The sequence below is a fragment of the Dactylosporangium sp. NPDC000521 genome (genome assembly GCF_042898305.1).
Lineage (GTDB): Bacteria > Actinomycetota > Actinomycetes > Mycobacteriales > Micromonosporaceae > Dactylosporangium.
Window position 1 is genome coordinate 119,603 of sequence record NZ_JBIAYW010000009.1, and the last position, 19,594, is coordinate 139,196.

Here is a 19,594-nt window from a genome sequence, read left to right on the forward strand (position 1 = left end):
GCGGTGCCTACCTCACCGCGGCCGTCAAGCGGTCCACCACCTTACGCCCCGCGCACCTCCCTCTTCCACCAATTTCCGCCGGTCGCCGCCCCAGGTGCGGCGATGTTAATAATATTCTTAAGTAGGAGGTGATGCGGTGGAGTGGGAGATTCTGATGACGTCGCAGGTCGAGGAGTTTCTCGATGTGCTCCACGAGGTCGATCGGGAGACGCACCGTCTGGTCAATCAGGCCATCCTGGTGCTGGAGCGAAGCGGTCCAAGCGAGGGGAGGCCCCTCGTCGACAGCATCGCTGCCTCACGGATCACCAACATGAAGGAGCTCCGACCGCCGTCGGTCGGTAGGAGCGAGATCAGGATTCTGTTCGTATTCGATTCGTGGCGCTCCGCGATTCTGCTCATCGCCGGTGACAAGTCCGGTCAGTGGAGTCGTTGGTATCGCGAGGCGATACCGGAGGCAGAGCAGCTCTACGACACATACTTGAAGGAGCGAGAGAAGGAGATCGGCGATGAGCGGCGTTAAGCGTTGGCGGGACACGGATCACCTGGAGCGTGCGGTCGACACCGCGGGTGGCCAGGTCGCGTTCGAGGCGGCCGTCGGCGCGATGCTGGACGAGGCTCGCGGCTGGCGGCTGGCGGAGCTGCGGAAGCGGCGTGAGATGACCCAGGAGCAGGTCGCGACACGGATGGGTGTGTCGGTGGCGCGGGTGTCGCAGATCGAGGCCGGCAGTGTCTCCACCCAGGATGTGCTGGGCCGGTACATCGCAGCGCTCGGCGGCACCCTGAAGCTGATCGCCGACTTCGGCGACGAACAGCTCAAGGTCGCCTGACTCTTCGGCGGGGCCGGCAGTGCGCCAGATTTCGAGGTCGCGACAGGTGCGAAACGGTGGTTGATCGGTGTAGCCGATCAGCCACCGTTGTTGTTCATGCGCACCGTGCCGACGTGTGCGCGGCCCCAGCGGCCGTCAGCGATGCCGCCGGACGCGGGGCGCCAACCGGAGCAGCGCGCAACCGCCCATGATCAACGTGGCGGCGAGCACCAGCTGCCAACCGATCGCCAGACCGGTCACCGGCAGTGTCGCAACACCGGTGCCGACCCCGCCGGCAACACTTCCTCCGTACAAGAGAACTCCTCCTCAGGGATTGATCCATTCACGGTCAGCACCGCGGACCGTCTTCCACATCGCCAGCCAATACACGCCGGCGCGCCATTGTTCGAACAGCCACTCGGGCAGCATCGCCGCCGCCAGCGCGATGTCACCGGGACGACCCGACCGGACCGTCCAGACACGCTCGAGAAAGAAAAGACCCGTCAACAGCAGCCATCGCGGGTCGAACGGCAAACTGCCTGTCACGGCGAGGAAGATGGCCAGGAACGCGAGATAGGCCGGTGCCAACAGCGACCCGACATAGATCGCGAGCTGGCGAACCCAGGTGCCGAACGTGCGCCGGTTCAGCCCGTACAGGCGGAGGCTGTCGAGCATGCCCCGCTGCCAGCGGATCCGCTGATCCTTCAACGCCTTCCAGGTCGGCATCGACTCAGTGATCGCGGTCGCTTTCGACGGCGCCACCGGTCGGTAGCCGAGCGCCTGAACCGCGAACGTCAGCTCGATGTCCTCGGTGGCGGTGTCGCGGTGGTACAGCTCACCGCGGTAGCCGGGGAGCCGGCCCTGACCGCGGGCGATGAGCACGTCCCGGATCACGCGAACCTGGAGCAGGGTGGCGACTCCGGACAGCACGAGCGCCTTGTCCATGCGCCGGGCGACCTGCCGCGCGAACCGGGCGTACTCGTTGCGCTGCAGCCGATCGAGCAGGGTGGTGCCGTTGCGCGACGTGTGGAAACTGGCGCAGGCGGCACCGACGGGTCGCCGCCAGCGGCGCCCGGCGCGGGGCCGGGTGAGCGCTCTGACGGCATGCTGGGTGAAGTCTGGATGGAGGATGCTGTCCGCGTCGGTGACGAGCAGGAAGTCGTCGTCGGCGAGACCGGGCAACAGGTTCATGACGGCCCAGTTCAGCGCACCGGCCTTCTTGTGGGGATTGTGGCCGGGGAACTCGAACACATCGGCGCCCGCGGCGGCGGCGACCTGGGCGGTGTCGTCGCTGCAGTTGTTCGGAACGACGACGATCCGGTCGATCGGCGGGGACCATTGCCGTTGCAGCGCACGGATGGTGCCGGTGATGGTCGCGGATTCGTTGTAGGCGGGAACCAGGGCGACGATCTTTGTGGTGGGCCGGCCGTGGCGGGAGCGCTGCGTCGGGAATGCGCGGACGACGACGGTGGGGTCGCCGTCGATCTGCTGGCCGCGCCCGGGTGCGTCGCGATCGACGTCGATCATCTCGTCGGTCAGGTTGAAGCGCACGACTGGATCGCCCTTCGGGGTTTGTGCGGGCAACACCCTCGTTTCGCAAAGGGGTCTCCGCTGGTTCGCGTGGCTGTTCATCAACCGTCGACCCGGGACGGGATGGCGGCACGACGGACGCGAATGCATGTTGTTTGCGGAGTCGACTTTGCTTGAAGTCATTGCGGGGTCGCAAGGCACTCGGTGCCGTTTCACCCGGGTGAAATCGGTCGAATGAATCAGCGGCGCCGGTGGGCGATTACGTCGAATTCTGCCGGAAGAACGAATTTCGATTGAGGTGATCGAGTCTTTTCCGGCGGTGGTGCGAATTGCCGTTCGGGCACGACGCCGCCGGCCGGAAGTGGATGTCGCGCGGCCATTCGATCTCTCGGGTCACACCCGGGCATTCGCGGTGCGGGCGGCATAGCGGCAGGACTCGGCGAGGAAACAGCGGCGGCAGTCCGGGGTGACCGCGGTGCACGTGTCGTAGGCGACCTGCTGGAGCAGTGGGTGGACGCGCGCCAGGTCCGGGCCGTAGGCGAGCAGGTCCGCGGCGACCCGGCGGCTTCCCGGTCTGGTGAGACCGCCGTCGTGGTCGGTGAGGCCGAGCCGGTGGGCGACCCGCAGCAGATGCTGGTCGATCGGCACCATGTCCGGCACGTCGTTGACGATCGCCATCACGATGGCGGCGGTATGTGTGCCGACGCCGGGCAGCGACATCAGGTAATTGAGTGCGCGCGAGCCGGAGCCGGTGATCAGCCGGTCGAATGCCGTCGCGCCCCGCCTGGTGAGGATCGCCGCGGTGGCGTGCAGGCGGGAGGCCTTGACCTCGCCGAGCGGCCTGACCAGCTGGGCCAGTCTGGGCAGCGGCAGGGCCGCGAGTCGCTGCGGGGTGAGGCCGCCGCACGCCGCGACGAGCTCCGGGAACAGCTTCCGCACGGCGTCGGCGGGCCGGCCCTGGGCCAGGATGGCCAGCACGAGCGTCTCGAACGGCGAGCCGGTCAGCAGGATCATGCCCCGGTGGTGCCGGCGCAGCGTGCTCAACGCCGGGTGACCGGCGAGGGCCATGCCACCGACCTGTTCGCCGTTGCGGAACATGGCGATCAGCACGTCACGCAGCAACGCTTCTTCCGTGCTGGACCGGAAGGAGAACCGCAGGCCGCCGTGGTCGGCCTCGACCCGGACCGGGATGCCCGGCCCGTGCGGGTGGAAGGTGCGTTGCCATACGCCGGCCTCGGTCGTGTGCCAGGCCAGCGCGGGGATCTGCAGTCTCATGGTTGCCGCGAGATCGGGCGTGGTTTCGCATGCCAGGCGTAGTGCGGTCAGCATCCGTACACCTCATCGGCAGGGGTCCAGGACGGCGAGGAACGACCGAGATGCCATCGGGTCCGCCCAGCGGCGCTCCACGCGCCGGTGCCGATGCCACTTCGGAGGTGTGCCCTCCAGAAGTAGCGCTCTACGTGCCTACCCCGTTACAGACAGGCAGGTCATGATCACGGCAGGGTCCATCGTTGCGCATCGGACCGGTCGCAGGCCGCCATCCGCAGTGGGGGCCTGCCGTTCCCGTTGTCCGAGCTCCCGAGGCACAGCCCCGACGCCTGGTTGATCAGCGAGCCCGCAGGCCCGGACCGCCACCGCTGGACCGGCCCGCCGTCGCAGCTCCGCAGCCGGGGCTGGTCGCCTGCTGCTTGCAGGCATCGACCGAGGGCCTGAACGGTGCCGTCCTGCGCCACGGTCCATGCCTGGCCGGAGGTGCCGTTGCAGTCCGACCTCCGGACCCTGTCGCCACCGTCGTCCCGGTCGGCGGTGCCGTCGAGGCACAGCCCGGAGGCGCCGGTGATCCGGCCCGTGCGGGACTCGCCCGCGGGCGTCGGCGACACGGCGGGCTGGCCGTTGAGCTCGGGAGCACCGGTCGTCGGGACGGCATCCGCTGGGCCGGCTGACACCCCGGGCGCAGACGACGTCCCCGCGACAGCTGACGCCCCGGCCATCGCCTGGGTGGTCGACGCCCCGGCCGTCGCCGGCGCGTCCGACGCCGGCGGGGCCGGCACGGCGGCTGTCCCGAGCAGGCCACCCCTCGGCGCTGCCATCCCCGCCGGGCCCGCGGCGGGAGCCGCGGGCCGATCGCCGAGGCCCAGCCCGAGCGCGGTGGCGCACAGCACGAGCACCAGCATGCCCGAGCCGATGGCAAGGTAGCGCCGGCGGACATGTCCGACCGGACGGGCGCGGGTCAGGCGGACGTCGGTGGGCGTCGTCGCGGGCCGGCCGTCGTCCTCGGGTCGCCCGGCGGACGCCGGTTCACCGCCCAGGGGCACTTCGGTCAAGGGCTCTTCGGCCGTGGGCTCCGCGTGCTGGTCCGCGAGCAGGCGGACGTACGGGCGCACCAGGAGCGGCTCGCCGTCGAGTTCCGGCTCGACCATGCCGTTCGTCATGCCGGGATCGGTCATTCGCCGGCCGCTCCCTCCACCCGGGGCCGCCGGCTCAGCCAGGACCGGCGGTCGCATGACGCCGACCGTAACGGCCATCGGTGAGTACTGATGAGATTGCGGAGGGTGATTTCAGAAATCACCCTCCGGACTCACCCGCGGGCGATCGTCAGCTGACGGTGATGTTCACGGTCAGCGTCTTGTTGTTCTTGACCTGCATCGGTATGGCGGATGCGAAGCTGGTGCCGCCGACCCAGCCGCGGCGGCCGTGGAAGGCGCACCCGGCTCGAGGTGTGGCCGCCGGGTGCGATGCGCCGGCCGTACCGGCGAAGACATGCCTAGAAGTGGTCCCTCAGCTCGGGAAGCAGCTCGAACGCGAGGAACGCGGCCCCAGTCGGGTCCGTCAGGAACGCGCCCTGGCCGATGCCCGCGTCCACCGGGCCGGCCATCACCCGCCCGCCCAGCGACTCGGTGCGGGAGGCGGTCGCGGCGCAGTCGTCGACCAGGATGATCGTGCGCCAGTGCGCGGGCGTTCCCGGCGGGTAGAGCGCGCCCATCGGGCTCATGCCGCCGACCACGCGGTTCGTCGCGACCCACTCGTGGTACTCCTGGTTGGCGCCCGCCGACCCGGCGCGCTCGGTCCAGCCGAAGACCTTCCCGTAGAAGGTCACCGCCGCGGTCACGTCGGGGGTGACGACCTCGCTCCAGCAGATCGCGTTCGACTCGTTGACGACCTGCGTACCGGCGAACGTCCCGCGCTGCCAGACGCCGAACACCGCGCCGCTCGCGTCGGCGAAGAGGGCGCTGCGTCCGCGCGTCCCGGCCTGCGCCGGTGGAGCGAGCGTGCGGCCGCCCGCGTCGGCGACCAGGTCCGCGGTCGCTTCGGCGTCGTCGGTCGACACGTAGGTCAGCCACGCCGAGGGGCGGCCGGGTGCCGCGGCCAGGCCGGCGACCGTCAGGTCGCGCAGCAGGAACGCGCTGGTCCCGTCGTCGGCGGGGGCCAGGGTCCAGCCGAAGAGCCCGGTGTAGAAGTCGGCGGAGGCCGAAGGATCGGCGCTGGTCAGCACGGTCCAGCAGGGCGTAGCAGGGGCATAACCACGTACTCGCACCGATCCCCCTCAGTTGAAGATCCCTCACGATAAGAAAAAAGGTCTGACCTTAGATCATCCGAAGGGACATGAATACCCTGGGTACGTGGCTGATGAGACCCCCGAGACGCCGGTGCGGGCGCACATCCGCGACGCTTCGACCATGCGCGCGCTCGCGCACCCGGCGAGGATCGCCATCCTCGACCGGCTCTTCGAGGGCGGGGAGCCGGCGACGGCGACGGAGCTCGCCGAGGTCTGCGGCCTGTCGCCCAGCGCGACCAGCTACCACCTGCGCGAACTGGCGAAGGTCAACCTGATCGAGCAGGCGCCGAGCCGCGGTGACGGCCGGGAGCGCGTCTGGCGCAGCCATCTGCAGGGGCTCAACATCGAGCCCGGCCCGGAGGGCGGCGCGGCGGAGCGGGCCGCGGACCGGGAGCTGTCGCTGATGTTCCTGGAGATCGAGGACGCCCGGGCGCGGGCCTGGCTGGCCCGCCGCGACGAGGAGCCCTACGCGTGGTACACGGCCGCGACCTCGGCCGACATGCAGATCCAGGTCACCGCCGACGAGCTCAAGGCGCTCAACGAGGAGGTGTTCGCGCTGTTCGAGCGGTACGCGCGGTCCCGCCGCCCCGACCCGCCGGAGGGCTCGCGCCAGGTGAACGTGACGTACCGGACCTTCCCCCGCAGTTAGGGCAACCGTCTGGTGATCACGAGATGTGAAGGATTAACTTCGAAGCATGTCCTTCACATCCGCCCGTGACGTGTACCTGCTCGCGGTCGCGCGGGGCGTCTCGTTCCTCGGCGACTTCATGGCCGCCACCGCGATCCTGCTCGCGCTGCAGGAACGCGGCGCGGGCGGACCCGCCGTCGCCGCCGTCCTCATCGCGTCGGTCCTGCCGGTCGTCGTGCTCGCCCCGCTCGTCGGCCGGCTCGTCGACCGGGTCGACAGCCGCGTCCTGCTCACCGCCGTCGGCCTCGGCCAGGCCGCCTGCTGCGCCGCGATGGCGCTCACCGACAGCACGTGGCTGCTGATCACGCTTGTCGCGCTGCTGGCCACCGGCGTCGCGGTGACGTCGCCGACGTTCAACGCGCTGCTGCCCGACTGCGCCGGACCCGACGGCGTCGGCCGGGCCATGGCGATCGGGCAGACCGCCAACTCGGTCGGCTCGCTCGCCGGTCCCGCCCTCGCAGGGCTGCTCGTCGGCGCGTTCGGCCTGCGCATCCCGCTGCTGATCGACGCCGCCACCTACCTCGCCGTCGTCGCCGCCGGGCTCCTGCTGCACACCCGCCGCACGGCGGCGCCGACGGAAGCGGCGGGCGCTGGTCGTACACCCTGGAAAATCCGCGACGACACATTCCTGCTCGCACTGACCTGCCTCGTCGGGGCCATCGTGCTCACGATCAACGTCGACATGGTCGTGGGCGTCTTCTTCGTCCGCGAGACGCTCGGCGGCAGCCCGGCCGAGTTCGGGTTCGTCGAAGCGGCGTGGACGGCCGGCATGCTGGCCGGAGGATGGCTCGCCGCGGCCCGCGCCCGCGACGACGGGCTGCTCGGCCGCCTCCTCGTGCTGATGCACCTGGCCACGGCCCTGGTCGTGCTGGGATCGGGCTTCGTCTCCGCGGTGTGGCTCATGTACCCGCTGTGGCTGCTGGGCGGCGCCGTGAACGGAGCGGAGAACAACTTCCTCGGTGTCATCGCGGCCAGGCGCGTCCCCGCGGCCGTGCGAGGGGCGTTCTTCGCCCGGTTCGGCGCCGTGATCAACGCCGCCAACCTCATCGGCTACGCGGCCGGCGGCGTCCTCGTCGGCCGGTTCGAGCCGCGGCAGATCGTCATCGGCTGCGGCGTCGCCGGCGTCACCGCCGCCGCGATCCTCGGCAGCTGGATGTGGCGGGTCAGCGCGGCGGCTGGGTCAGCAGCTGCTTCGTCACTTCCCGGCACGTCTTCGTCCCGTAGTCCTTCCCCAGCGTGCTCGGGTAGTGCGCCATGACGCCGATCGTCCATCCGTCGCCGACGGCCATGCACGCGATGTGCCACTGGCCGTCGTCCCGGGCGAGCCAGCCGTTCTTGATCGCGGTCGTCTTCTGTACGTCCACCGGCAGCGCCTCGATCGGCCCGAACCGCCCCGGCCCGCGCACGTTACGCATCTCGTTGAGCAGCCAGCCGGTCCACTTCGGCCCCGCCGCCCGGCCGTCGCCGATGCACTTCGCCAGCCGGGCCACGTCGCGCGCCGACATCTGCGTCAGGCTCCACGAGTTCTGCGTGCCCTTGGTCTCCGTGAGCCCGCAGGTCGTGATCATGCGCTTGATCGAGGTCAGGTTGCCGTTCTGGACGTGGTACTTGAACGTGTTCTCCGTCTCGGAGTCGCGGATCATGCGCGACAGCTCCTGCAGCGCGGCGGCCGCGGGCTGCTTGTTCTGCTCCGCCTGCCGGCGCAGCCAGTCCGCGGCGACCCAGGCCTTCGCCATGCTGGCGGTGTCGCTGGTCGTGTACGGGGTCGACCCGTACATCTTGTCTTCCTTCAGGTCGTAGAACGCCCACGACCAGAAGCCCTTCACGTTCATCGTCACCGGATTGGTCGGCGTGAACAGCGGGCCGCTGGGGCTCGGACTCGCCGCCGGACTCGCCGCGCCTTCACTCACCGCGGTTGTCGCGGCCGCCTGCTGGGTTTGCTGGGCCGTTTGCGGCTTCTGTCCGTCAAACGCGCTGCAGCCCGCCAGTAGCAGGGCGCAGACGAGTATGGCGAGGGGGCGTCGCACCCCCTGAGGGTACGCGCCGTGTGTGTATTTGCGCGTCCCGCCGAGTCACGCACTGTGACAATGGCCGCCTCCCCTGCTTGAGCGACGAATCCTGGGGCACCATGGCGGTGTGCCTGCACTGCAGCGGCCCCGCGTCGGCCACATCCAGTTCCTGAACTGCCTGCCGCTCTACTGGGGGCTGATGCGCTCCGGCGCACTGATCGACGTCGACCTGCACAAGGATTCCCCCGAGCGGCTGAGCGCCGCCCTCGTCGCCGGTGACCTCGACGTCGGCCCGATCACGCTGGTCGAGTACCTGCGCAACGCGTCCGACCTGCTGCTGCTGCCGGACATCGCGGTCGGCAGCGACGGCCCCGTGCTGTCGGTCAACCTGGTCTCCACGGTGCCGCTGACCTCGCTCTCCGGCCGGCGGGTCGCCCTCGGCGCCACGTCCCGCACCGGCGTCCTGCTCGCCCAGATGTACCTGGAGTCGAAGGTCGGCGTGACGCCCACCTACTTCCAGAGCCCGCCCGACCTGGCCCGCATGCTCGACGAGGCCGACGCCGCCGTGATCATCGGCGACGTGGCCCTGCGCGCGATGCACGACGCACCGCGGCACAGCTGGACCGTCACCGACCTCGGCCAGGCCTGGCGCGACTGGACCGGCCTGCCGATGGTCTTCGCCGCCTGGGGCGTCCGGCGCTCCTTCGCCGAGGCCCACCCCGGCCTGGTCAAGGACGTCCACCAGGCGTTCCTGCGCTCCAAGGAGCTCTGCCTGACCGAGCTCGACGAGGTCGCCGAGGCCGCCGCCCGCTGGGAGACCCTGTCGGCGGCAACCCTCGCCCACTACTTCCGCGTGCTGGACTTCTCCCTCGGCGCCCGCCAGGTGGACGGCATCCGCGAGTTCGCCCGCCGCGCCGCCGCCCGCGGCGTCGTGCCCGCCCTCCCTCCGAACGGCCCGGAGTTCTTCGTCGGCTAGCCACTACTACGGATGGTGACGGAGACGTATACGAGTTCAGTGATCAATTTGTATGCGTCAGGTACGGTGAAGAGAAAGCGGAGCGCCACCGTGACCGCCGCTCCGCCTTCCGGTCGGCCCGACGCCTGACCCCGGCCAGACGTCCCCGAGTCGAGCCGTCGCCCGTTCGCTGCCCGACCGCGCGCGTGACCCGCGCGCCGGGCTCGAACGCTGGGCTTGGCTGGGACGCCGGGCTCGGCTGGGACGCCCGGGCTGGGATGCCGGGCTCGGCCGGGACGCTCGGCTCGCGCCTGGTGGGATGCCCGGGTTCGCGCGCTCGGTAGAGCTGAGCGAGCGTATGTGCCGTCGCCGGCGAGACGCACGGTTCGGCCCTGCGGGACCTCGTCCCGCTGCCGGAAGACCCAGGTGGGCACGGGCGTCGGCGCGGGTGATCGGGCGGCGAACGGATACGGGCGCCGGGAGAGTCACCTGCGGCGGGAACGGGCTAGGCGCAGGCGAGCACCGGGCAGAGGGAAACGCCGCCCGCAGGCGAACGCCACCGTAGGCGAGCGCCACAGGCAGGCGAACGCAGAGCGGGCGGCGTTCGCTCAGGCCTGGAGTTGGCGGGTGACGCTGGCGCAGATGCCGGCGCCGTAGTCCATGCCCTTCGAGGACGGGTAGACGGTCAGGACGCTGAGGACCCACTCGGTGCCGATGGCCAGGCAGTTGACGTGCCACTGGCCGTCGCTGCGGGCGATCCAGCCGTTCTTGACCGCCGTCGTCGCCTGCTCCGCGGTCGGCAGGGCGGGCACGATGCCGAACTCCTGGCTGCTGGAGACGTTGCGCATCTCGTTGAGGACCCAGTCGGTCCACTTCGGGCCGGCCGCGCGGCCGTCGCCGATGCAGGCGCCCATCCGGGCGGCGTCGCGGGCCGAGAGCAGGGTGCTGGCCCAGTCGATGTATGCCTTGCTGTCCGTCAGCCCGCACAGCTGCACGAGCCGCGTGATGCTGGCCGAGCGGTCGTTGAGGGTCCAGAAGTGCGAGGCGGCGGTGTTGTCGCTGTTGCGGATCATGGACGTGAGCTGGCGGAGGTTCGCGGCGCTGGGGTCCGGGGTGCGGCGCAGGTAGTCGGCGGCCAGCCAGGCCTTGATCATCGAGGCGGTGCGCTGGGTGGTGGCGGCGTTGGGGGAGCCGGCCATGTCGCCGGTGCGGCGGTCCAGGACCGTCCAGGACCAGAAGCCCGCGGCGTCGACCGTGACCGCGGCGGGGTGCAGTAGCGCCGGTGGGAGTGACGGGGCGGCCGGCGCCGCCGGAGCCGCCTTCCGGGTCGCCTCGACCCGCAGCGTCGCGGACTCGGTCACGGCGGCGGGCGCGGCGGCGCTGGAGGTGCGGTCGTCCATCATGTCGCTGCCCCACACGAACGGGACGCCGATCATCACTGCGACGGCCAACAGTACGAGCATGGTGAATCCGACGCGCTTGAGCATGGGTCGGTGGTCCTCCCTGGCGGTCGCACCCATTGCATCGACCGCTGGTCATGAGCAGATGTAGCTGGTGTAACCGGCACGTAAGCGATCAGGGGGTGACGCCACGTGACGATCCCGGACAGTCTCTCCTTCCAACGCATTCCTCGCAGCGCGGACGCGCTCAAAGTCACTGGTAGTTGCCTCGATGGCTGTGACACCTTCTTGCCGATACGGTCGGTTGCTGTAACACTGAGGGTGTGTACGGCAACGACTTCGCCCCGCTCCTCGAGCAGGTGGACAGCGCCGAGCGGGACCTTCACGACGCCGCCGGCCGGGACGTCGCGGCCGGGGAAGACCTCCAGGGCTACTTCGACGCGATCGTCGCGGCCGACCAGAAGATCGAGCCACGCGACTGGATGCCTGAGGCGTACCGCAAGACGCTGATCCGGCAGATAGCCCAGCACGCGCATTCGGAGATCATCGGCATGCAGCCGGAGGGCAACTGGATCTCCCGCGCGCCGTCGCTGAAGCGCAAGGCGATCCTGCTGGCGAAGGTGCAGGACGAGGCCGGTCACGGCTTGTACCTCTACGCCGCCGCCGAGACGCTCGGCATCTCCCGCGACGAGCTGGTCGAGATGCTCATCGACGGGCGGCAGAAGTACAGCTCCATCTTCAACTACCCGACCCTGACCTGGGCCGACGTAGGCGCGATCGGCTGGCTCGTCGACGGGGCCGCGATCGTCAACCAGGTGCCGCTGTGCCGGTGCTCCTACGGACCGTATGCGCGGGCGATGATCCGCGTCTGCAAGGAGGAGTCGTTTCACCAGCGGCAGGGGTTCGAGATCCTGCACACGCTGTCGCACGGCACCCCCGAGCAGAAGGCGATGGCGCAGGACGCCGTCGACCGGTGGTGGTATCCGTCGCTGGCGATGTTCGGCCCGCCCGACGGCGACTCGACCCACTCCGAGCGGTCGATGGCCTGGAAGATCAAGCGGTTCTCCAACGACGAGCTGCGGCAGCGGTTCGTCGACATGTGCGTCCAGCAGGCCGGCGTCCTCGAGCTGCGGATCCCCGACCCCGACCTGCGGTGGGACGAGGAGCGCCAGCAGCACCACTACACCCAGCCCGACTATGACGAGCTGATGCGCGTGATCAAGGGCGACGGACCCTGCAACCGGCAGCGCATGGAGCACCGCCGGCGCGCCCATGAGGAGGGCGCCTGGGTGCGTGAGGCCGCCATGGCGTACGCGGTGAAAAGAGAGAACAGTGTTGTTTGAGGTATTCGTCCGGCCGAGGCGCGGGCTGTCGCACGCCCACGTCGGCAGCCTGCACGCGGCCGACGCCGAGATGGCGCTGCGCAACGCCCGCGACGTCTACACCCGCCGCCAGGAGGGCGTCTCGATCTGGGTCGTGCCGGCCGCGGAGATCACCGCGAGCAGCCCGGACGAGAAGGACGCCTTCTTCGCGCCCGCCGCCGACAAGGTGTACCGGCATCCCACGTTCTACGACGTGCCCGAAGGTGCGAGCCACATATGAGCCACTTCGGATACGTGCTGGGCCTCGCCGACGACGCGCTGATCGCCGCGCAGCGGCTGAGCGAGTGGTGCTCGCGCGCGCCGGAGATGGAAGAGGACATCGCCCTGGCCAACATCGCCCTCGACCAGCTCGGCGTCGCCAGGATGCTGCTGAGCTACGCCGGCGAGCTGGAAGGCCAGGGCCGCACCGAGGACGACCTGGCATACCTGCGCGACGCGCACGAGTTCCGCAACGTCCAGCTGGTCGAGCTCGACAACGGTGACTTCGCGGTCACCATGGCCAAGTTGCTGTTCCTGTCGGTGTACCAGCGGCTGCTCTACGACCGGTCGATCGGCGCCGGCGACGAGCGGATCGCCGCGGTCGCCGCCAAGGCCAGGAAGGAGTCGGCGTACCACGTCGATCACAGCTCCAGGTGGGTGATGCGGCTCGGTGACGGCACCGAGGAGTCGCACCGCCGCATGCAGGCCGCCGTCGACCAGATCTGGCCCTACACGCACCAGCTGTTCGGGGCCGACCCCGCCGTGCACGCCCTGGCCCTCACCGGCGTCGTGGTCGCCCCGTCGACGCTGCGCCCGGCCTGGCTCGACACGATCGACGCGGTCCTCGCCGAAGCGATGCTGACCAGACCCACGACCGAAGCGGCGGCGGCGCCGAGGAGCGAGCACACCGACGCCCTCGCCGAGCTGCTCGCCGACATGCAGGTCCTGCACCGCGCGCACCCGGGAGCCCGCTGGTGACGCTGTTCGACGTGGTCGCCGCCGTCAAGGACCCCGAGCTGCGGGTCCTCAACGTCGCCGAGCTCGGCATCCTCCGCGACGTCTCGGTCGACGGCGACGCCGTCACGGTGACGATCACCCCGACGTACTCGGGCTGCCCCGCCATGGACCTGATCCGCGCCGACATCGAGTCCGCCCTGCACGACGCGGGCGTCGCCGACGTCGAGGTGCGGACCGTGCTCGACCCGCCCTGGACCACCGACATGATCACCGAGGCAGGGCGGTCGAAGCTGGCCGCGGCCGGCATCGCGCCGCCGAACTCCACCAGGGTGACCGTCCAGCTGTCGATCCGGTGCCCGCGGTGCGGGTCGCCGGCGACGCAGCAGCTGTCCCGGTTCGGCTCGACCGCGTGCAAGTCGCTGTGGCGCTGCACCGCCTGCCTCGAGCCCTTCGACGCGGTGAAGGCGATATGACCAGCCAGACGCAGACCGGTCAGGCCGGCGAGCAGCAGGGCGGCCCGACCGGCAAACGGCGTCCGGCGTTCCAGCGACTGCCCGTCGTCGACGTCGAGCAGCTCACCGACGACTCGGTCGTGGTGACGTTCGACGTCCCGGTGGCACAGCGCGCCGCGTTCGCGTTCCAGGCGGGGCAGCACCTCACCGTGCGCAGGTGGCACGGCGACACCGAGATCCGCCGCTCGTACTCCATCTGCTCGAGCCCGTCGAAGCTCGCCGCCGAAGGGGTCCTGCGGGTCGGGATCAGGGCGGTGCCCGGCGGGGCGTTCTCGTCCTACGCGGTCGCCGGCCTCTGCCCCGGCGACGAGATCGACGTGATGCCGCCGCTGGGCCACTTCACCACGGCGTTCGACCCGTCCCGCACCCGGCACTACGCGGCGCTGGTCGCCGGCTCCGGCATCACGCCGGTCCTGTCGCTGGTCGCGACGGCCCTCGAGGTCGAGCCGGGCAGCCGGTTCACCGTCGTCTACGGCAACCGCGCCGCCGGCACCGTCATGTTCGCGGAGGAGCTCGCCGACCTCAAGGACCGCTACCGTGAGCGGCTGCACGTCGTCCATGTGCTGTCGCGGGAGGCGCAGGAGTCGGCGCTGCTGTCGGGGCGCCTCGACGAGGAGCGCATCGGCGCCATCCTCGACACGCTGCTGCCGGCGGGCACCGTCGACGAGTGGTTCCTGTGCGGGCCGCACGGCATGGTCCTCGACGCCCGGGTCGCCCTGAGCCTCCGGGGCGTGTCCGACGACGCCGTGCACACGGAGTTGTTTCATGTCGCCGATGTACCGGCAGCGCCTGCCCGTGCCATCTTCGAAACAGCGGGCGTGACGGTCGACATTGTGCTCGATGGCCGGACGTCGACCATCGCGATGGCTCCTGATGAGCGGATCCTCGACGCCGCGCTCCGGCAGCGACCCGAGCTGCCTTACGCGTGCAAGGGCGGCGTCTGCTCCACCTGCCGCGCCAAGGTCGTGTCCGGTTCCGTGGAGATGGCCCGCAACTTCGCGCTGGAGCCCGACGAGGTCGCCGCCGGTTATGTCCTCACCTGCCAGGCCCTGCCGATCACGGACAAGGTCGTGGTGGACTACGACGCATGACGCTCGGGATCGATCCCATCCGCGGCCGCGGCCGCTCCGAATCACCGGCATGAGACCCGAACACGAGGAGCTGCCCACCCAGCGACTCGTCGCCGTGCCGGCACCGCAGCGCCGGGTCGACGCCGACGAGCTGCTGAGCCGGGTCGCCCGCGGCGACGAGCGGGCGTTCGCCGAGCTGTACGACCTGCTGTCGCCCCGCGTGTACGGACTGATCCGCCGTGTGCTGCGCGACCCGGCCCAGTCGGAGGAGGTCGCGCAGGAGGTCATGGTCGAGGTGTGGCGCAACGCCGGCCGCTTCGACGGCACCCGCGGCTCCGCGACCGCGTGGGTCTTCACGATCGCGCACCGCAGGGCCGTCGACCGGGTCCGCGCCGAGCAGGCCAGCAGCGACCGGGCGCAGCGGGTGGCCGCCCGCAGCGTCGACACCCCGTTCGACGACGTCGTCGAGACCGCGACGGCCCGCATCGAGCAGCAGCAGGTCCGCCGCTGCCTCGACGGACTCACCGACCTGCAGCGCGAGGCGATCACGCTCGCGTACTACAACGGCAACAGCTACCGCGAGGTCGCCGACCTGCTCGGCACCGCACTGCCGACCATCAAGACCCGCATGCGTGACGGGCTGATCCGGATGCGGGACTGCTTGGGGGTGGCGTTCTGATGGCCGAGACGGTGGACATCCACGCGCTGGCGGGCGCGTACGCGCTGGACGCGGTCGACGACCTGGAGCGCGCCGCCTTCGACCGGCACCTGCGGGAGTGCGGGGCATGCGCGGTCGAGGTCGCCGAGCTGCGGGAGACGGCCTCGTGGCTGACCCACGCGGTCGCCGAGGCACCCCCGCCGCGTTTGCGGGAGTCTGTACTGGCTGAGATCGGCCGGACCGCGCAGGAACGTCCCCGGCGGGGGGCCTCCGGCGCGGGCCGGTCCCGGCGCTCCCGGTTGCTGCGCTGGACCGCCGGCGCGGTGGCCGCCGCGGTGCTGGCCGCCGGCGTGGGCGTCGGCACCTGGACGGTCGCGCAGCGGGACGTCCAGCGGGAGAACGCGCGGATCGACGCCGTCCTCGCCGCCCCGGACGCCCGCCTGGTCTCGTCCGAGATGGCGGGCGGCCGGGTGACGCTGATCGTCTCGCCGTCCCGGAACGCCGCGGTGGCGGTGCTGGACGGCCTCGACGACCCGGGCGCGGACAAGGACTACCAGCTGTGGATGGTCGACGACGCGGCGCACAATGCCGGCGTCGTGGCCGGTGGGACGGGCCGGCAGTACATCTCCGGCCTCGCGCCCACCTTCGCCGTCACCAGGGAGCCTGCCGGCGGATCCGCCTCACCGTCGCTGGACACCGTGGGCAAGATCAACTTGTGAGGGCGGCCTCGATCGCGGCCTGGTCCTCGGCGGTGGGGATCCAGGATCCGGCCGCGACGTTGGCACTGACCTGCTCGGGGCTGGTGGCGCCGGCGATCACGCTGGTCACCGCCGGCCGGGCGGCCAGCCCACCGATCGCGACCGTCAGCAGGTCGACGCCGCGCTCCCTGCCGACCGCTTCCAGGCGCTCGATCGTGTCCCAGGGCGCTTCGGCGAGGACCTTGTCGAAGCCGTCCCGCGCCAGGCGGGTGCCCTCGGGGGCGGCCTCGCCGCGCCGGTACTTGCCGGTCAGCAGCCCGTGCGCGAGCGGGAAGAACGGCAGCAGACCCACTCCGTAGTGCTCCAGCGCCGGGACCAGATCCTTCTCGATGCCACGCTCCAGCAGCGAGTAGTAGTTCTGTGCGCTGACGAACGGCGCCTTCCCGGTGGTCTTCGCGGTCCATGCCGCGTCGGCCGCCTGCCATCCGGAGAAGTTCGAGTGTCCGATGTACCGGACTTTGCCCGCTTTGATGAGCGCGTCGAGGGCGTCGAGGGTCTCCTCGATCGGCGTCCCCGGGTCCGGGGCGTGCAGCTGGTACAGGTCGATGTAGTCGGTCTTCAAGCGCCACAGCGACGCCTCGACGGCCTTCGCGATGTACCGCCGGCTGCCCCGTGCGCCCCAGTCGGGCCCGTTCGAGCCGCGGGCGTCCATGCCGAACTTGGTCGCGACGACGACCTCGTCTCGGCGCTTCCCCAGCGCCCTGCCCAGCGCCTCCTCCGAGGCGCCCGGTGTCGCGCCGTACACGTCGGCGGTGTCGAACAGGGTCACCCCGAGATCGATCGCGGCGTGGACCACGCTCGCCGCGCGGTCCGCGTCGATGCGGCCGCCGAAGTTGTTGCAGCCGATGCCGACGACGGAGACGGTCAGGCCAGAGGAGCCGAGGCGTCGATAACGCATGTCAGTCACTTGGTGATCCTAGGCACGAGAGGGAACGGGGCCCTGCCATACCCGTTTGCCGCCAACGTAGTCTCGGAGGTGTGACGGAGACTCCGGTGATCAGCGACATCCTGCAGCGTGCGGCAGACGGCGGGCGGATCAGCGCGGAGGAGGCGCTGCTGCTCTACACCGACGCCCCGTTCCACCCGCTCGGCGAGGCGGCCGACACGGTGCGCCGCCGGCGGTACCCGGACAACATCGTCACCTACCTCATCGACCGCAACATCAACTACACCAACGTCTGTGTCACGGCCTGCAAGTTCTGCGCCTTCTACCGGGCGCCGAAGCACGCCGAGGGCTGGACGCACGGCACCGAGGAGATCCTGCACCGCTGCCAGGAGGCGGTCGACCTCGGCGCGACCCAGGTGATGCTGCAGGGTGGCCACCACCCGGACTACGGCGTCGAGTACTACGAGGAGCTGTTCTCCGCCGTCAAGCAGGCGTTCCCGGCGCTGGTCATCCACTCGATCGGCCCGTCCGAGGTCCTGCACATGGCCAAGGTCTCCGGCGTCTCGATCGAGGAGGCGATCCTGCGGATCAAGGCCGCCGGCCTCGCCTCCATCGCCGGCGCCGGCGCGGAGATGCTGCCCGAGCGCCCGCGCAAGGCGATCGCCCCGCTCAAGGAGTCCGGCGAGCGCTGGCTCGAGGTCATGACCCAGGCCCACCGCCTCGGCGTCTCCTCCACCGCCACGATGATGATGGGCACCGGCGAGACCAACGCCGAGCGCATCGAGCACCTGCGCATGATCCGCGACGTGCAGGACAAGGCCGTCGCCAACGGCTACACGACCGAGGCGGACCTCGACGGCACCGTCGGCGGCTTCCGGTCGTTCATCCCCTGGACGTACCAGCCGGAGAACAACCACCTGAAGGGCCGCACCCAGGCGACCAGCCTCGAATACCTGCGGCTCGTCGCGGTCTCGCGGCTGTTCTTCGACAACATCGCCCACCTGCAGTCCTCGTGGCTCACCACGGGCAAGGACGTCGGTCAGGTGTCGCTGCACCTCGGCGTCGACGACCTCGGCTCGATCATGCTGGAGGAGAACGTCATCTCCTCCGCCGGCGCCCGCCACCGCTCCCGCCTCACCGAGCTGGTCCAGATGATCCGCGACGCCGACCGGATCCCCGCGCAGCGCGACACCCAGTACCGCCACCTGCGCGTACACCTGACCCCCGCCGACGACCCCACGGATGACCGCGTGCAGTCACACTTCTCCTCGATCGCCCTCCCCGGCGGCGGCACCGGCCGCTCCATCCCGCTGACGCCGGTGTCGTCATGAGCCGCGCCTCGCTGGACAAGCAGCCCCACGAGGTCGCCGCCATGTTCGACGGTGTGGCCAAGCGCTACGACCTCACCAACACCGTGATCTCCGGCGGCCAGGACCGCATCTGGCGCCGCGAGACCCGCCTCGCGCTCGGCCTCAAGCCCGGCGAACGCGTCCTCGACCTCGGCGCGGGCACCGGCGTCTCGACCGAGGAGCTCGCCAAGTCCGGCGCCTTCGCCGTCGGCGTCGACCTCTCCATCGGCATGCTCCAGGCCGGCCACGCCAAGCGCCCGGCCGTCCCGCTGCTCGCCGGCGACGCCCTGGCCCTGCCCTTCGCCGACGAGACCTTCGACGCCATCACCATCTCCTTCGCCCTGCGCAACATCGTCGACACCGACGCCGCGCTCCGGGAGATGGCCCGCGTCACCAAGCCCGGCGGTCGCCTGGTCATCTGCGAGTTCAGCCACCCGACCTGGCGCCCCTTCCGCGGCGCCTACCTCGGCTACCTGGTCAAGGCCATTCCCCAGGTCGCCAAGCGCGTCTCCAGCAACCCCGACGCCTACGTCTACCTCGCCGAGTCCATCCGCGCCTGGCCCGACCAGGAAGGCCTGGCCGCCCGCGTCGCCGCCAACGGCTGGCGCAAGGTCGCCTGGCGCAACCTCACCGGCGGCGTGGTGGCCCTGCACCGCGGCTTCCGCGTCTAGCCCGACCGCCGCCCAACGCCAGACCCGGCCGCGGGCACTCGCCCTGGACCCCGGCGGGCCCCGCCGGGGGAGACCCGTTCCCCGTGACGCGGCAGGTCCGTCGGGGAAGCTCCTGAGTCTGCATGGCGCCCCCGGCCGGGGCAGTGCGCGGCGGCCCGCCAGGGACACTCTTTCCGCACTGCCGGCAGGTGCGTCGCGGGACGCTCACCCAATCCGCGCAGCCCCACTGCGCGGCAGGTCCGTCGTAAGGCGCCCATCCCAACCGCGGCGGCCGGCCCTGTCGGGGGATGCCCGCGCCGCACCACGCGGCAGGTCCGTCGGATCCGGTCCTCCTCTCCGCTGCCGGCCGTTCTCGGTCGAGCTGTCCGTCGCCGGACGCGACGAGCCGCTCCAGGGGCGCACTCGCGGGTCTCGGTCGACCTGTCCGT

General features: G+C 70.8%; 21 protein-coding genes. 14 read left to right on the forward strand and 7 right to left on the reverse strand.

The genetic code is table 11. The annotated features are described in order from the left end of the window. Positions 1 to 136 precede the first annotated feature (136 nt). Both ACFY3L_RS28460 and ACFY3L_RS28465 read left to right on the forward strand, forming a co-directional pair. Positions 137 to 520 (forward strand): type II toxin-antitoxin system RelE/ParE family toxin, encoded by a 384-nt coding sequence (locus ACFY3L_RS28460; RefSeq protein ID WP_389330398.1) that lies wholly within the window; start codon positions 137 to 139, stop codon positions 518 to 520. Further along, positions 507 to 827, forward strand: coding sequence for a helix-turn-helix domain-containing protein (locus ACFY3L_RS28465; RefSeq protein ID WP_389330401.1), 321 nt, complete (start codon positions 507 to 509; stop codon positions 825 to 827). Before ACFY3L_RS28460 ends, ACFY3L_RS28465 begins: the two co-directional genes overlap by 14 nt. A gap of 306 nt (positions 828 to 1,133) precedes the next feature. Here ACFY3L_RS28465 and ACFY3L_RS28470 read toward each other — a convergent pair whose 3' ends face one another. From ACFY3L_RS28470 to ACFY3L_RS28485, 4 genes are all read right to left on the reverse strand, one after another. Further along, positions 1,134 to 2,357, reverse strand: a complete 1,224-nt coding sequence (locus ACFY3L_RS28470; protein WP_389330404.1) for a glycosyltransferase family 2 protein — start codon at positions 2,355 to 2,357, stop codon at positions 1,134 to 1,136. A gap of 372 nt (positions 2,358 to 2,729) precedes the next feature. Continuing rightward, on the reverse strand, positions 2,730 to 3,611 hold the full coding sequence (gene nth, locus ACFY3L_RS28475; protein ID WP_389330407.1) for an endonuclease III domain-containing protein: 882 nt from the start codon (positions 3,609 to 3,611) through the stop codon (positions 2,730 to 2,732). 218 nt (positions 3,612 to 3,829) lie between these two features. Beyond that, entirely contained in the window at positions 3,830 to 4,783 is a 954-nt protein-coding gene (locus ACFY3L_RS28480; RefSeq protein WP_389330410.1) for a ricin-type beta-trefoil lectin domain protein, read from the reverse strand. A 317-nt stretch (positions 4,784 to 5,100) separates the two neighbouring features. Continuing rightward, positions 5,101 to 5,871 (reverse strand): VOC family protein, encoded by a 771-nt coding sequence (locus ACFY3L_RS28485; RefSeq protein WP_389330413.1) that lies wholly within the window; start codon positions 5,869 to 5,871, stop codon positions 5,101 to 5,103. 85 nt (positions 5,872 to 5,956) lie between these two features. Here ACFY3L_RS28485 and ACFY3L_RS28490 point away from each other — a divergent pair, with 85 nt between their 5' ends. Together ACFY3L_RS28490 and ACFY3L_RS28495 are read left to right on the forward strand one after the other, a co-directional pair. Next, on the forward strand, positions 5,957 to 6,541 hold the full coding sequence (locus ACFY3L_RS28490) for an ArsR/SmtB family transcription factor (RefSeq protein WP_389330416.1): 585 nt from the start codon (positions 5,957 to 5,959) through the stop codon (positions 6,539 to 6,541). A 46-nt stretch (positions 6,542 to 6,587) separates the two neighbouring features. Then, positions 6,588 to 7,838 (forward strand): MFS transporter, encoded by a 1,251-nt coding sequence (locus tag ACFY3L_RS28495; protein ID WP_389330419.1) that lies wholly within the window; start codon positions 6,588 to 6,590, stop codon positions 7,836 to 7,838. Here the strand turns inward: ACFY3L_RS28495 and ACFY3L_RS28500 are convergent. Continuing rightward, a complete protein-coding gene (locus ACFY3L_RS28500; RefSeq protein ID WP_389330422.1) occupies positions 7,744 to 8,418 on the reverse strand; it encodes a hypothetical protein in 675 nt (224 codons plus the stop codon). The two genes, ACFY3L_RS28495 and ACFY3L_RS28500, sit on opposite strands and share 95 nt — an antisense overlap. 298 nt (positions 8,419 to 8,716) lie before the next feature. On the opposite strand from ACFY3L_RS28500, the gene ACFY3L_RS28505 reads away from it, so the two are divergent. Continuing rightward, entirely contained in the window at positions 8,717 to 9,565 is an 849-nt protein-coding gene (locus ACFY3L_RS28505) for a menaquinone biosynthetic enzyme MqnA/MqnD family protein (RefSeq protein ID WP_389330425.1), read from the forward strand. A gap of 587 nt (positions 9,566 to 10,152) precedes the next feature. Here the strand turns inward: ACFY3L_RS28505 and ACFY3L_RS28510 are convergent. Next, complete coding sequence (locus ACFY3L_RS28510) at positions 10,153 to 11,007, reverse strand: hypothetical protein (protein WP_389330428.1); 855 nt, start codon at positions 11,005 to 11,007, stop codon at positions 10,153 to 10,155. A gap of 260 nt (positions 11,008 to 11,267) precedes the next feature. On the opposite strand from ACFY3L_RS28510, the gene paaA reads away from it, so the two are divergent. From paaA to ACFY3L_RS28545, 7 genes are read left to right on the forward strand one after another with little or no spacing between them, the layout of a single operon-like run. Beyond that, positions 11,268 to 12,287, forward strand: a complete 1,020-nt coding sequence (gene paaA, locus ACFY3L_RS28515) for a 1,2-phenylacetyl-CoA epoxidase subunit PaaA (protein WP_389330431.1) — start codon at positions 11,268 to 11,270, stop codon at positions 12,285 to 12,287. Continuing rightward, on the forward strand, positions 12,277 to 12,546 hold the full coding sequence (gene paaB, locus ACFY3L_RS28520) for a 1,2-phenylacetyl-CoA epoxidase subunit PaaB (RefSeq protein WP_389330434.1): 270 nt from the start codon (positions 12,277 to 12,279) through the stop codon (positions 12,544 to 12,546). Before paaA ends, paaB begins: the two co-directional genes overlap by 11 nt. Further along, complete coding sequence (gene paaC / locus ACFY3L_RS28525; protein WP_389330437.1) at positions 12,543 to 13,283, forward strand: 1,2-phenylacetyl-CoA epoxidase subunit PaaC; 741 nt, start codon at positions 12,543 to 12,545, stop codon at positions 13,281 to 13,283. Before paaB ends, paaC begins: the two co-directional genes overlap by 4 nt. Further along, a complete protein-coding gene (gene paaD / locus ACFY3L_RS28530) occupies positions 13,277 to 13,735 on the forward strand; it encodes a 1,2-phenylacetyl-CoA epoxidase subunit PaaD (RefSeq protein WP_389331373.1) in 459 nt (152 codons plus the stop codon). The genes paaC and paaD overlap by 7 nt, the downstream gene beginning before the upstream one ends. Next, positions 13,732 to 14,865, forward strand: a complete 1,134-nt coding sequence (paaE, locus tag ACFY3L_RS28535; protein ID WP_389330440.1) for a 1,2-phenylacetyl-CoA epoxidase subunit PaaE — start codon at positions 13,732 to 13,734, stop codon at positions 14,863 to 14,865. Before paaD ends, paaE begins: the two co-directional genes overlap by 4 nt. 49 nt (positions 14,866 to 14,914) lie before the next feature. Next, the gene (locus ACFY3L_RS28540) at positions 14,915 to 15,523 is read left to right on the forward strand and encodes a sigma-70 family RNA polymerase sigma factor (RefSeq protein WP_389330443.1); all 609 of its coding nucleotides are present in this window, start codon (positions 14,915 to 14,917) and stop codon (positions 15,521 to 15,523) included. Next, entirely contained in the window at positions 15,523 to 16,221 is a 699-nt protein-coding gene (locus ACFY3L_RS28545) for an anti-sigma factor domain-containing protein (protein ID WP_389330446.1), read from the forward strand. Before ACFY3L_RS28540 ends, ACFY3L_RS28545 begins: the two co-directional genes overlap by 1 nt. On the opposite strand, the gene ACFY3L_RS28550 is transcribed toward ACFY3L_RS28545, so the two are convergent. Next, positions 16,211 to 17,158 (reverse strand): aldo/keto reductase, encoded by a 948-nt coding sequence (locus tag ACFY3L_RS28550; RefSeq protein ID WP_389331376.1) that lies wholly within the window; start codon positions 17,156 to 17,158, stop codon positions 16,211 to 16,213. The genes ACFY3L_RS28545 and ACFY3L_RS28550 overlap by 11 nt on opposite strands. Before the next feature lie 80 nt (positions 17,159 to 17,238). Between ACFY3L_RS28550 and mqnC the strand changes: the two genes are divergently transcribed. Next, entirely contained in the window at positions 17,239 to 18,477 is a 1,239-nt protein-coding gene (gene mqnC, locus ACFY3L_RS28555) for a cyclic dehypoxanthinyl futalosine synthase (RefSeq protein ID WP_389330449.1), read from the forward strand. Then, a complete protein-coding gene (locus ACFY3L_RS28560) occupies positions 18,474 to 19,166 on the forward strand; it encodes a demethylmenaquinone methyltransferase (protein ID WP_389330452.1) in 693 nt (230 codons plus the stop codon). The genes mqnC and ACFY3L_RS28560 overlap by 4 nt, the downstream gene beginning before the upstream one ends. Positions 19,167 to 19,594: the final 428 nt, after the last annotated feature.

Coding starts and splice junctions, on each gene's coding strand:
- ACFY3L_RS28545 (WP_389330446.1), top strand. CDS start 15,523: ATGGCCGAGACGGTGGACATCCACGCGCTGGCGGGCGCGTACGCGCTG.
- ACFY3L_RS28480 (WP_389330410.1), bottom strand. CDS start 4,783: ATGACCGATCCCGGCATGACGAACGGCATGGTCGAGCCGGAACTCGAC.
- ACFY3L_RS28540 (WP_389330443.1), top strand. CDS start 14,915: ATGAGACCCGAACACGAGGAGCTGCCCACCCAGCGACTCGTCGCCGTG.
- paaC (WP_389330437.1), top strand. CDS start 12,543: ATGAGCCACTTCGGATACGTGCTGGGCCTCGCCGACGACGCGCTGATC.
- nth (WP_389330407.1), bottom strand. CDS start 3,611: ATGAGACTGCAGATCCCCGCGCTGGCCTGGCACACGACCGAGGCCGGC.
- paaE (WP_389330440.1), top strand. CDS start 13,732: ATGACCAGCCAGACGCAGACCGGTCAGGCCGGCGAGCAGCAGGGCGGC.
- ACFY3L_RS28550 (WP_389331376.1), bottom strand. CDS start 17,158: ATGCGTTATCGACGCCTCGGCTCCTCTGGCCTGACCGTCTCCGTCGTC.
- ACFY3L_RS28560 (WP_389330452.1), top strand. CDS start 18,474: ATGAGCCGCGCCTCGCTGGACAAGCAGCCCCACGAGGTCGCCGCCATG.
- ACFY3L_RS28510 (WP_389330428.1), bottom strand. CDS start 11,007: ATGCTCGTACTGTTGGCCGTCGCAGTGATGATCGGCGTCCCGTTCGTG.
- ACFY3L_RS28495 (WP_389330419.1), top strand. CDS start 6,588: ATGTCCTTCACATCCGCCCGTGACGTGTACCTGCTCGCGGTCGCGCGG.
- ACFY3L_RS28465 (WP_389330401.1), top strand. CDS start 507: ATGAGCGGCGTTAAGCGTTGGCGGGACACGGATCACCTGGAGCGTGCG.